This is a genomic window from Candidatus Competibacteraceae bacterium, from assembly GCA_016699715.1.
In the GTDB taxonomy this organism is placed as follows: domain Bacteria; phylum Pseudomonadota; class Gammaproteobacteria; order Competibacterales; family Competibacteraceae; genus Competibacter.
The window spans coordinates 800,590-812,684 of sequence record CP065007.1 but is presented as its reverse complement, the minus strand read 5'-3'; the positions used below and the strand labels follow the sequence as shown (position 1 = coordinate 812,684).

The window sequence follows — 12,095 nt, the reverse complement described above, 5'->3', positions numbered from 1 at the left end:
ATTTCCGTGCGGCCGCTGGGCGTTCACACGGCTGAAAAACAGCCTTCATCCCCATCACCCCGTTCTCACGGGGAAAGGGAAGACCGGGCTATGGCGCGGGTACGGAGTCCTGATAACGACGGGCGATGGCGCGGAACGCCTCGAAATCGGCCAGAAAGGCCTCGGCCACATCCGGGTCGAAATGCCGGCCCCGTTCCTCGGCGATGATGTCACGCGCCTGCTCCATGGGCATCGGCGGTTTGTAGACGCGCGGGGAAATGATGGCGTCGAAGACGTCGGCCACGGCCATGAGGCGGGCGGCGACGGGAATCGCCTCGCCGGCCAGGCCGTCCGGATAGCCGGTACCGTCCCATTTTTCGTGGTGCCAGTGGGCGATCTCCTTGGCCAGGATCAAAAAATCCACCGACCGATCAGCGTCGTGTTCCGCCCGTTCGATGGCGTCGCTGCCGCGCTTGGCGTGCGTCTTCATGACCGTCCACTCCGCCGGGGTCAGCGGGCCGGGTTTCAGCAGGATGGCGTCGGGGATGCCCACCTTGCCAATGTCGTGCAGCGGGGCGCAGCGGCTGAGTAGTTCGATGTAGCGCTCGTCCAGGATGGCGGCGAAGCGCGGGTGCTGGCGCAGACGGTTGGCGAGCTGGCGCACGTAGCCCTGGGTGCGCAGGATATGGTTACCGGTCTCGGGGTCGCGGGCCTCGGCCAGATGCGCCAGGGCACGAATGCTGACCTGCTGGATCAGGTCGTTTTCCGCCATGCGCCGCGCCACCTCGGCTTCCAGGAAGGCGTTCTGGTCCCTGAGCCAGTCCCGCGCCCGCTTGAGCTCCAGTTGCGCGCGCACCCGGGCCAGCACCACGGCGGGTTGAATGGGCTTGGCGATGTAGTCGGCGGCGCCCAGTTGCAGGCCCCGTTCCTCATCCTGGGCGGCGTTCAGGGCGGTGAGGAAGATCACTGGAATAGAGCGGGTGACCGGATGCTGTTGCAGGTGGGCCAACACCGTGTAGCCGTCCATGCCCGGCATCATCACATCCAGCAGGATCAGATCCGGCACCGGTTGCCGACCGGCGATTTGCAGGGCGCGCTCGCCCGAAGGCGCGACCAACACATCGTAATGCAAGTGCAGCAGCTCCCCGAGAACCGTCAGATTCTCGGGGGTATCGTCCACAATCAGGATTGTCGCCTTGAGATCACCGGATTGCACAATATCAATCTCCCGAAAATATCCGCGCTACAGGTGTTCACATTATACACTACCGTCGTCCCTCACCGCCGGCCCGCCGCAGGATCGCATCCAATGCGCGGGTCGGCAGCAGACGCCGCAACACCGCGAACAGATGCGTCGGCATGGTCACCGGGTAGCGCGCGCGGGGGCGGGGACTTTCCAGGGCGTGAATCACCCGCTTCAACACTGCTTCCGGCGGCAGGGTGAACGGCGCCGCCGGTCCTTGCTTGCGCAAGCGTGCTTCCATCGCCGCGTATTTTTCCCGGTGCGGACTGCTCTCGGCGCGGATATGCCGCCGGTAAGCCGCATGGGCGTTGTCGCGAAACTGGCTGAGAATCGGCCCCGGTTCGATCAGACAGACGTGAATGCCGGTGCCGACCAGCTCCAATCTCAAAGTATCGGCCACGCCTTCCAGCGCGAACTTGCTGGCGACATAAGCACCCCGGTAGGGAAACGCCACCAGTCCCAGCACCGAGCTGTTGAACAGAATCCGTCCCCCACCCTGCCGGCGCATGACCGGGATGACCTGATTGCTGAGTTCCAGGGTACCGAACAGATTGGTTTCGAACTGCTCCCGCAGCGCCTCGCGGCTCAAATCCTCGATCGCGCCCGGCTGGCCGTAGGCGCCGTTGTTGAACAGCGCGTCCAAGTGCCCACCCGTGCGCTCCAGCACCGCCGCCACCGCTGCCTGGATGGCCGCGGAATCGCGCAAATCCAATGGCAGACTCTCCAATCCCCCGGCTTGCAGCCGGGCCACGTCCGCCGGCTGGCGCGTCGTGGCGAACACCCGCCAACCGCGCGCCTGCAAGCCCTGGGCACAGCACAACCCGATACCGGAAGAACAACCCGTGATCAAAATACTTCCGCCGCTCATCGTCACCTCGTGTCATGAAACCGCAAGCCCACGATTCTCATCGTCGATTCGTTGCCATCGCCCACGCCGCTTGCCATGGCTCGCCAATCCCCACGCTGCAATAAAACTGACATATAAATGAAATATAAAGGCCGTCTTGCGGTAGTAATGTTGTTTTAGGATTTCCAGCCGATCCCCAGGATGGGGTCGCCCCTAACAATTGACCCACCCTCAATCAGGTACCCGGAGGCTATTCGTGCGCAAACAGAAAATTATCCTCGCCATGGCCGCGACTTGCGCGCTGGCTGGCGTGGCCCACGCTCAGTCCGCCCGCGACTATATCAGCATCGTCGGTTCGTCCACGGTCTATCCATTTTCGACCACGGTCGCCGAGCATTTCGGCAAGGCCAACAGCAAATTCAAGACCCCCAAGGTTGAAAGCACCGGCACCGGTGGCGGACTCAAGCTGTTCTGCGGCGGCGTCGGCGTGCAATATCCCGACATGACCAACGCTTCCCGCCAGATCAAGGCGTCCGAAGTGGAGAATTGCGCCAAGAACGGCGTCAAGGAAATCATCGAAGTGAAGATCGGCTACGATGGCATCGTGGTCGCGTCTTCCAAAAAGACCGAGCCGATGACGCTGACCCGCAAGGACCTCTGGCTGGCGCTGGCCAAGGAGGTTCCGGAGCCGGGCACCGGCAAGCTGGTGGCCAATCCCTTCAAGACCTGGAAGGACGTCAACCCGGAACTGCCGGCCCATAAGATCGAAGTGCTGGGCCCGCCTCCGACTTCCGGCACCCGCGACGCCTTCGTCGAACTGGTGATGGACGAGGGCTGCAAGAATTTCCCCGCCATCGAGGCCTTGGAAAAGAGTGACAAAAAGCAAGCCAAGGCGGCCTGCGGCGCCATCCGCGAAGACGGCGCTTACATCGAAGCCGGCGAGAACGACAACCTGATCGTCAACAAGCTGGTGTCCAACCCCAACGCCCTGGGCATCTTCGGCTTCAGCTTCCTGGACGAGAATCTGGACAAGATTCAGGGCGAAACCATCGACGGCGTCCCCCCGACCTTCGAGAACATCGCTTCCGGCCAGTATCCGGTCTCGCGGCCATTGTTCTTCTACGTCAAGAAGGCCCATGTCGCGGTCATTCCCGGCATGAAGGAATTCATCGCCGAATTCACCAGCGAGAAAGCCGCCGGCAACGAAGGCTATCTGGCCAACAAGGGCTTGATCCCGCTGCCGCCGGCCGAACGCAAGCAGCTCGCCGCCGACGCCAACAGCCTCAAGACCATGGCCCCGTAACGGTCCTTTCCGCAACGCCGCCCGTCGCCGCGGATCGCTTTCCCGGCGACGGCGGCGTTTTCGCATCCCGGTGACCGCCCCATGCTGTCCTATCTCCTGCTTATCCTGTTGCTGCTCAGCAGCGCCGCTTACTACCTGGGGCGCAACCGCGCCTTCAGGGTCGCCGGCAACCATATTCGCAACCTGCATTCCCTGCCCAGTTTCTACGGTTCCTACACCGCCCTGTGGTGCGGTCTCCCGGCACTGATCGTGATCGTGGTCTGGGCGGTGCTGCAACCGGGCATCATCCTCGAACTGGTCGTGGCCGGACTGCCGCCGGAACTGCGCGAACTACCGCCGGACCGGCTCGGTCTGGTCCTCAACGACATCAAGAATCTGGTCAGCGGCAACATCGTCTCCGGCACGCCCGATCCCACCATCCTGGCCGCCGCCGCGCATTACCGAAATCTGCAACTGACCAGCCATGTTTGCCTGTGGATCGTCGCCCTGCTCCTCGCCGCCGCCGGCATCGCCCACGGCTGGCGGGCCATCTCGCCGAAGCTGCGCGCCCGCAACCGGGTCGAACAGGTGGTCACGCTGCTGCTCATCGTCAGTTCGACCGTCGCCATCTTCACCACGATCGGCATCGTGCTGTCGGTATTGTTCGAATCCATTCGATTTTTCCACAAGGTGCCGCTGACCGACTTTCTGCTCGGCTTGCAGTGGAGCCCGCAGACCGCCATCCGCGCCGACCAGATCGGCTCTTCCGGCGCCTTCGGCATGGTGCCGCTGTTCGCCGGCACGCTGCTGATTTCCGGCATCGCCATGCTGATCGCCGTGCCGATCGGGCTGATGTCGGCGCTGTACCTGTCCGAATACGCCAGCCCGAAGTTTCGCGCCACCGCCAAGCCGTTGCTGGAAATCCTGGCCGGCATCCCCACCGTGGTCTACGGTTTCTTCGCCGCTCTGACCGTGGCGCCGCTGATCCGCGATGCGGGCACCGCGCTGGGCTTGCAGGTCGCCTCGGAAAGCGCGCTGGCCGCCGGGCTGGTGATGGGCATTATGATCATCCCCTTCGTGTCCTCGCTGTCGGACGACGTGATCAACGCCGTGCCGCAATCGATGCGCGACGGTTCCTACGCGCTGGGCGCAACCCAGTCGGAGACCATCAAACGGGTCCTGCTGCCGGCCGCCCTGCCCGGCATTGTCGGCAGCATCCTGCTGGCGGTCTCGCGCGCCATCGGCGAAACCATGATCGTGGTCATGGCCGCGGGCCTGTCGGCCAATCTGACCGCCAACCCGCTGCAAGCGGTCACCACCGTCACCGTGCAGATCGTCACCTTGCTGACCGGCGATCAGGAATTCGACAGCGCCAAGACCCTGGCGGCCTTCGCCCTGGGGCTGATGCTGTTCGTGGTCACGCTGATCCTCAACATCCTCGCCCTGCATGTGGTGCGCAAATATCGGGAACAGTATGAATAAGTCAGACGATTCCGCCGCCATGCCGCCGGCCGCGTCCCGCGACATCAAAACCATCGTCAACGCCGGCCTCAAGCGTCGGCACGCCGCCGAACGGCGCTTTCGCTGGTACGGGCTGAGCGCCATCAGCCTGGGGCTGGCCTTCGTGGTGCTGATGTTCGCCAACATCATCGGCAAGGGCTATCCGGCGTTCTGGCAGACCTACATCGAGCTGCCGATCACCTTCGACGCGGCGCTGATTGATCCCACCGGCACCCGCGATCCGAAAGTGCTGGCCAACGCCGACTACGCCGCGCTGATTCGCGCCAGCCTGCGCGGGCTGTTCCCGCGGGTCGAGGGCCGGCGCGACCTGCGGGCGCTGTATGGGCTGATCAGTTCCAACGCCCCGCATCGGCTGCGCGGCGAGATACTGGCCGAGCCCACTCTGATCGGCACCACGCAACCGGTCCAGGTACTGGCCAGCGCCGAGGTCGATACTCTGGTCAAGGGCAACATCGATCGTACCCTCGACGAATCGCTGCGCTCGATCACGGATCAGGAGATTGCCTGGATCGACCGGCTCACCGCCGACGGCCGGCTGGAACAACGGTTCAATACCATCCTGTTCAACAACGGCGATTCGCGCGAGCCGGAACAGGCCGGCATCCGTGGCGCGCTGATGGGTTCGTTCTACACCCTGCTGATCACCTTCCTGCTGTCTTTTCCCATCGGCGTGGCAACGGCGGTGTATCTGGAGGAGTTCGCCCCCAAGAACCGCTGGACCGATCTGATCGAGGTCAACATCAACAATCTGGCGGCGGTGCCGTCGATCGTGTTCGGCCTGTTGGGGCTGGCGGTGTTCATCAACTTCTTCGGTCTGCCGCGCTCCGCGCCGCTGGTCGGCGGTCTGGTATTGAGTCTGATGACCTTGCCGGTCATCATCATCGCCGGCCGCGCCGCCCTGACTTCGGTCCCGCCCTCCATCCGTGAGGCGGCGCTGGGCATGGGCGCGTCCAAATTGCAGATGGTGGGCCATCATGTGCTGCCGCTGGCGATGCCCGGCATGTTGACCGGTTCCATCATCGGCATGGCCCGCGCCCTGGGCGAATCGGCGCCGCTGCTGATGATCGGCATGGTCGCCTTCATCGTCGATGTGCCGCGCGGCTTCACCGATCCCGCGACCGTGCTGCCGGTGCAGATTTACCTCTGGGCCGACCTGCCGGAACGCGCCTTCGTGGAACGAACCTCGGCCGCCATCATGGTCTTGCTGGGATTCATGATTCTGATGAACGGACTGGCCATCGTCCTGCGCAAACGCTTCGAGCGGCGCTGGTAATCGCCTCTAAAATCCGAGGATTCATTGCAATGAACACAACGACAATCGAAACCAAGGCCGCCCTGGATGGCGCATTGAACCCCGACGTTCGGGAGACCCCGCTGTCGAGCGCCCAGATCACCGACTACGACCACCGACAGACCGTCGGCAAAATCACGGCGGACCACCCGAAAATGCTCTGCCGCGAAGTCAATGTCTATTACAGCGAGAAACACGCGCTGAGGCAGGTCAGCCTCGATATCGGCGCCAACGAAGTCATCGCGTTCATCGGCCCGTCCGGCTGCGGCAAATCCACGTTCCTGCGCTGCTTGAACCGGATGAACGACACCATTGTCTCCTGCCGGATCACCGGGCAAATCCAGCTCGACGAGGACAACATCTACGACAAGAGCATCGATGTGGTGCAACTGCGGGCCCGGGTCGGCATGGTGTTTCAGAAACCCAACCCCTTTCCCAAATCGATTTACGAGAACGTCGCCTACGGGCCGCGCATCCACGGCATGGTCAACGGCAAGGCGGAACTCGACGAACTGGTCCATGCCAGCCTGGAACGGGCCGGGCTGATCAAGGAAGTTGAAAAGCGCATGGACGAGCCGGGTACCAGCCTGTCCGGCGGCCAACAACAACGGCTTTGCATCGCCCGCGCCATCGCCGTCAACCCCGAGGTGATCCTGATGGACGAGCCCTGTTCGGCGCTCGACCCCATCGCCACCGCCAAGATCGAGGAACTGATCGACGAACTGCGGGAAAGCTACACCATCGTCATCGTGACCCACTCGATGCAGCAGGCGGCCCGCGTCTCCCAGCGCACCGCCTATTTCCATCTGGGCGATCTGATCGAGGTCGGTGAAACCGACCAGATTTTCACCAATCCCAAGCATAAGCTGACCGAAGACTACATCACCGGTCGCTTTGGTTGACGCTCGCCCTCCATCGGGAGTACCCCAAGATGTCCATCAGTCACGATGCTCATACCGTCAAGCAGTTCGACATACAGCTCGCCAACCTGCGCAACCTGGTGTTGGAAATGGGCGGACTGGTCGAGGACCAGATCAAGAACGCCGTCCAGGCCCTGGACGACGAGGACCTGACTCTGGCCCGCGAGGTGATCGCCCGCGACCAGATCATCAACGGCCTGCAGGTCAAGATCGATGAAGACAGCATCACCCTGATCGCCACGCGCCAGCCGGTCGGCGGCGACCTGCGGCTGATCATGTCGCTGTCCAAGGCCGTCACCGACCTGGAGCGCATCGGCGACGAGGCGGAAAAAATCGCCCGGATGACCATCAAGACCTACGATGCCGTCAGCAGCCCGCCCAGCGCCAAACTGTTGCGCGACGTGACACCGATGGCCAAGCTGGCGGCCGACATGCTGCACGGCTGCCTCGACGCCCTGGCCCGGGTGGATGTGGAAATGGCGGTGAGCGTCGCCCGGGGCGACGACAACCTGGATCAGGAGTTCCAGTCGGCGCTACGGCGGTTGATCACCTACATGATGGAAGACCCGCGCACCATCGGCCATGCCATCAACGTGCTGTTCATCATCAAGGCGCTGGAACGGATCGGCGATCATGCCAAGAACATCGCCGAGTACATCATTTATCTGGTCAAGGGCAAGGACGTGCGCCACGTCAGCATGGACACCTTGGAAAAAAACGCCTTGAGGGAATGATACGAGCCGGCCCGCCACCCATGCCAGCCGAGCACGCATCCGCGCCACCTTGACGCCCGGCGACGGTCAGCGAGCGTGGCCGGGCTGCTTGAGCCAAAGCGCGTGTTTCCCGCGCATGTCTTCCAGCACTTCCAGATCGATCCGGTCATCGTCGCGGATGCGTTCGTCGTAGTTCTCCCACCCCATGAAATCGCGCAGAATGCGGAGCAGTTCCTCGTCGTAGACGCCGGTGACCGCACCTTTGTAGAAGCCACGGGCGTGCAGGATCTGTTGCAGTTCGTTGGCGATGGCGGTGTCGATCCGGACCAGTTTATCGGGATCGCTGCGCAGATAGGTCAGCCGGTGGATGGCGTAGAGCCGTTCGAGTTCGGTAATCGGGGTGGGATGATCGCAGACCGAGATTTCCACATAGCGGTCGTCGAAACCGCCGTAGCCACCGCCGGCCCGCTTCACCAGCAAGGCCGCCGACTGCTGACCGCGCCGGTCGCCGCCGGCGGCCTGACCGGCCTGTAGCGCCACCAGCAACCGTTCGGCCAGTGACCCGCGCGTCTCCTCGAACGCCCGCCTCATGCCTTCCACCACGCCCAACCCAGCCAAGGTGTTGCCTTGGGCCGAGCAATATTCGCCGTGGCAATCGCCGGCCCAGTCGAAACAGCGCGCGCCGGTGAAACTGGCGCTGCGCCCTTGCGCGTCGATGATTCCCACCTGCCGATAATCGCGCTGAGGATCGCCACCAATCAGGATTTCCAGCGCCTGTTCGGGTGAGGCCCCGTTTTCCAACAACGCGAACCCGCGTGGGCCGAAACTGGTATTGCAATAAGACTGGGTCGCCACCGCACCCACCCCGGCCTTGGCGAAGGGGATGGAGATACCCACATTGGGGAACTTGGACTGTACGGCCACGCCCAGATCGCCGTTGGCGGGGTCGAAGGCGACGATGGAAAAGGTCATGGAGATCTCCTTGAAGTTCAGGTGAACCGTTCGATCAGTGCGACATGTTGGGGATACTGGCGGAGGAGCGCGGCGCGGTCGGCCAGCTCGAAATCGGCGAAATCGAAACCGGGCGCGACGGTGCATCCGACCAGACCGAAACCGGCGGGATCATCGACGGTCGCCCCGAACCAGCAGCCGGCGCGAACGACGATTTGCAGGCGCTGACCGGCGGCGGGATCGGCACCCAGCCGGAACGCGTCGTACCCGCCTTGCGGGTCGAGGACATGGACGGTCAGCGCCGAACCGGTGTGGAAATGCCAGAGTTCGTCCGATTTCAAGCGGTGCAGGCGGGAATGCCGGCCGCCCTTCAGCAGGTAGAAAATCGCGGTCGCCACCGGGCGCGGCCCGTTCCGATCCGGGAGATCCAGCGTGAGTTCGGCGGTGTAGCCGCGACGGAAATAGCCCCCCTCGGGATGCGGGGCAAGCCGCAGATGGGCGATCCAGTCGTCAGCGGTCATGGCGCGCGCCGCCACAGACCGGACAAGTCGGATCGCGGCGCACGGTCAGCGTCCGCCACTCCATTCGTTTGGCATCCAACAGCAACAGTCGGCCGGCGAGCGTCTCCCCAAGGTCGGTCAGTACCTTGATCGCCTCCAGTGCCTGAATGGCGCCGATGATCCCAACCACCGGCGCCAACACGCCGGTCTGGGCGCAGGTTTCCGTATTCATCTCCGCATCCCGGTACAGGCAGCGGTAGCAGGCCCCCTCCCCGCCCGGCCGCCAGACCAGCACCTGTCCCTCCATCCGGATCGCCGCGCCGGTGACCAGCGGCACACCGGCCCGGACACAGGCGGCATTGATCGCCAGCCGGGCCGGCAGGTTGTCGCAGGCGTCCACCACCACGTCAGCCTGGTGGACCTGTTCCCGCAACGCCGTCTCGTCCAGGGCGTTCGGAACCGTTGCCACTTCGATCAGGGGATTGAGCGCCAGCAGGGTATCGCGGGCCGATTCGACCTTGGGCCGGCCGATGTCGGCGGTACGGTGGACGATCTGCCGTTGCAGGTTGGACAGATCCACGCGGTCGAAATCGACCAGCGTCAACCGCCCCACCCCGGCGGCGGCCAGATACATCGCCACCGGCGAACCCAGCCCGCCCAAACCGACGATCAACGCATGGGATCGGCGCAGCCGCTCCTGCCCGTCGATATCGAAGTCCGGCAACAGGATTTGCCGGCTGTAGCGCAACAGCTCGTCGTCGGTCATGACTGCGATTCCAGTGGATGCGGGTTCCCGGAGGGGATGCGCTTGATTGTAGTCGGCGCGGCCCGCGCCTCGCATCCTCGTTGTGGCCGGCAAGCTGGTAAACTGGGCAACTATGCTGACCCTACGCCAACTCTCTTTGCAACGCGGCGGCAAGCCGCTGTTCGATAACGTGTCGCTAACCGTGCATCCCGGCTGGAAAGTCGGGTTGACCGGCGCCAATGGCAGCGGCAAATCCACCCTGTTCGCCCTGCTGCGCGACGAACTGCACCCCGACACCGGTGATCTCGATGTGCCCCCGCGCTGGACGCTGGCCCATGTCGCCCAGGAAACCCCGGCCCTGCCGACACCGGCGCTGGAATTCGTGCTGGACGGCGACGCCGAGCTGCGCCAGATCGAACGCGAGCTGCTCGCCGCCGAGGCCGCTCACGACGGCACGCGGCAGGCGGAGCTGCATGCGCATTTCGACACCATCGATGGCTACAGTGCCCGCGCCCGCGCCGGCAAGCTGATGGCCGGGCTGGGCTTTACCGCCGATCAATTGGAACGGCCGGTCGCCGAATTCTCCGGCGGTTGGCGGGTGCGGCTGAATCTGGCCCAGGCGCTGATGTGCCGCTCCGACCTGCTGCTGCTGGACGAGCCGACCAACCACCTCGATCTCGACGCCGTGCTGTGGCTGGAACAATGGCTGCGCGCCTATCCGGGCACCCTGCTGCTGATCTCCCACGACCGCGACGTGCTGGACAACGTCGCCGATCACATCGTCCACATCGACCAGCGGCGCATCACGCTGTACACCGGCAACTACACCGCCTTCGAGGACCAGCGCGCGGCGCGGCTGGCCTTGCAGCAGGCGGCCTATGAAAAACAACAGCGGGAAGTGGCCCACCTGGAAAGCTTCATTACCCGCTTTCGCGCCAAGGCCACCAAAGCCAAACAAGCGCAAAGCCGAATCAAGGCGCTGGAACGGATGGAGCGCATCGCCGCCGCCCATGTGGATTCACCATTCTCATTCGGTTTCGCCGAACCGGCGCGTTTGCCCAACCCGCTGCTGGCGGTCGAGAAAGTCGCCGTCGGCTACGGTGAGCGCACGATACTGGACAACGTGAATCTGGTCATCGGCTCCGGGGCACGGTTGGGCTTGCTCGGCCCGAACGGCGCCGGCAAATCGACGCTTATCAAGTTGCTGGCCGGCCTACTGCCACCGCTGGCCGGGCGGATAACCGTCGGTCAAGGTCTGGCTGTTGGCTATTTCGCCCAGCATCAGTTGGAGCAACTGCGGCCGGATTGGAGCGCGCTACAGCACCTGCAAAAGCTGGATGAGCGGGCCAGCGAACAGGCATTGCGCAATTTTCTCGGCGGTTTTTCCTTTAACGGTGATCGGGCCCTGGAACCGGTGGCACCCTTCTCCGGCGGGGAAAAAGCCCGGCTGGCGCTGGCGCTGCTGATCTGGCAACGGCCCAATCTGTTGCTGCTGGACGAACCGACCAACCATCTCGATTTGGACATGCGCCATGCCCTGACCCTGGCTTTGCAGGATTATCAGGGCGCGCTGATCGTGGTTTCGCACGACCGGCATCTGCTGCGCACCGTTACCGATGAATTTCTGCTGGTGGCGGAAGGCCGGGCGCAACCCTTCGACGGCGATCTGGACGATTACCGCAACTGGCTGAACGAACAGCAGCGGGCCGCTAACCGGGACGCCACGCCACGCGCCAGCGGCAACGGCGGCAACGGCGGCAACGGCGGCAACGGCGGCAACGCCATCGAACGCCGCGAACAGAAGCGACAGGAGGCGGAGCGCCGCCAGCAGGCGGCGGCCAAGCGCAAGCCGCTGGAGCAGCGCGTCAAGAAGCTGGAACAGCGAATGGAGAAATTACACGGCGAGCAAACCCGTCTGCACGATGAGTTGTTGGATTCGACGCTGTACGAGGATGCCAACAAAAACCGGCTGAAGGAATTGCTGTTGCGCAAGGCGCAGGTAGACAAGGAACTGGAGGAAATCGAAAGCGCATGGTTGGAAACACATGAGGCGTTGGAGGTGCTGGCGCGTGAGGATTGATGCTTGTTCCCATCCATTCAGGC

At 63.7% G+C, this 12,095-nt stretch carries 11 protein-coding genes; 6 read left to right on the top strand and 5 right to left on the bottom strand.

The window, feature by feature from the left end:
* Nucleotides 1–88: 88 nt before the first annotated feature.
* Both IPM89_03725 and IPM89_03720 read right to left on the bottom strand, forming a co-directional pair.
* The gene (locus IPM89_03725; GenBank protein ID QQS54953.1) at nt 89–1,195 is read right to left on the bottom strand and encodes a two-component system response regulator; all 1,107 of its coding nucleotides are present in this window, start codon (nt 1,193–1,195) and stop codon (nt 89–91) included.
* A gap of 49 nt (nt 1,196–1,244) precedes the next feature.
* Nucleotides 1,245–2,090, bottom strand: a complete 846-nt coding sequence (locus IPM89_03720; GenBank protein QQS54952.1) for an SDR family oxidoreductase — start codon at nt 2,088–2,090, stop codon at nt 1,245–1,247.
* 262 nt (nt 2,091–2,352) lie between these two features.
* Between IPM89_03720 and IPM89_03715 the strand changes: the two genes are divergently transcribed.
* The 5 genes from IPM89_03715 to phoU all read left to right on the top strand — a co-directional run bounded on the left by IPM89_03715 (nt 2,353) and on the right by phoU (nt 7,817).
* Nucleotides 2,353–3,372 carry a PstS family phosphate ABC transporter substrate-binding protein gene (locus IPM89_03715; protein QQS55775.1) on the top strand — a complete coding sequence of 340 codons (1,020 nt, stop codon included), beginning with the start codon at nt 2,353–2,355 and terminating at the stop codon, nt 3,370–3,372.
* 81 nt (nt 3,373–3,453) lie between these two features.
* Nucleotides 3,454–4,833 (top strand): phosphate ABC transporter permease subunit PstC, encoded by a 1,380-nt coding sequence (gene pstC, locus IPM89_03710; protein QQS54951.1) that lies wholly within the window; start codon nt 3,454–3,456, stop codon nt 4,831–4,833.
* The gene (pstA, locus tag IPM89_03705) at nt 4,826–6,145 is read left to right on the top strand and encodes a phosphate ABC transporter permease PstA (GenBank protein QQS54950.1); all 1,320 of its coding nucleotides are present in this window, start codon (nt 4,826–4,828) and stop codon (nt 6,143–6,145) included. Before pstC ends, pstA begins: the two co-directional genes overlap by 8 nt.
* Nucleotides 6,146–6,174: 29 nt before the next feature.
* On the top strand, nt 6,175–7,065 hold the full coding sequence (locus IPM89_03700; protein QQS54949.1) for a phosphate ABC transporter ATP-binding protein: 891 nt from the start codon (nt 6,175–6,177) through the stop codon (nt 7,063–7,065).
* Between the two features lie 29 nt (nt 7,066–7,094).
* Nucleotides 7,095–7,817, top strand: a complete 723-nt coding sequence (gene phoU, locus IPM89_03695; GenBank protein QQS54948.1) for a phosphate signaling complex protein PhoU — start codon at nt 7,095–7,097, stop codon at nt 7,815–7,817.
* A 66-nt stretch (nt 7,818–7,883) separates the two neighbouring features.
* On the opposite strand, the gene IPM89_03690 is transcribed toward phoU, so the two are convergent.
* Genes IPM89_03690 through moeB form a run of 3 tightly spaced genes read right to left on the bottom strand, consistent with a single transcriptional unit; the run spans nt 7,884 to nt 10,013 of the window.
* Nucleotides 7,884–8,768 carry a DUF1028 domain-containing protein gene (locus tag IPM89_03690; GenBank protein QQS54947.1) on the bottom strand — a complete coding sequence of 295 codons (885 nt, stop codon included), beginning with the start codon at nt 8,766–8,768 and terminating at the stop codon, nt 7,884–7,886.
* 17 nt (nt 8,769–8,785) lie between these two features.
* The gene (locus tag IPM89_03685) at nt 8,786–9,268 is read right to left on the bottom strand and encodes a cupin domain-containing protein (protein QQS54946.1); all 483 of its coding nucleotides are present in this window, start codon (nt 9,266–9,268) and stop codon (nt 8,786–8,788) included.
* Nucleotides 9,258–10,013: a molybdopterin-synthase adenylyltransferase MoeB gene (gene moeB / locus IPM89_03680; GenBank protein QQS54945.1), complete on the bottom strand. Its 756-nt coding sequence runs from the start codon at nt 10,011–10,013 to the stop codon at nt 9,258–9,260. Before moeB ends, IPM89_03685 begins: the two co-directional genes overlap by 11 nt.
* 112 nt (nt 10,014–10,125) lie before the next feature.
* Between moeB and IPM89_03675 the strand changes: the two genes are divergently transcribed.
* On the top strand, nt 10,126–12,072 hold the full coding sequence (locus IPM89_03675; GenBank protein ID QQS54944.1) for an ATP-binding cassette domain-containing protein: 1,947 nt from the start codon (nt 10,126–10,128) through the stop codon (nt 12,070–12,072).
* Nucleotides 12,073–12,095 lie beyond the last annotated feature (23 nt).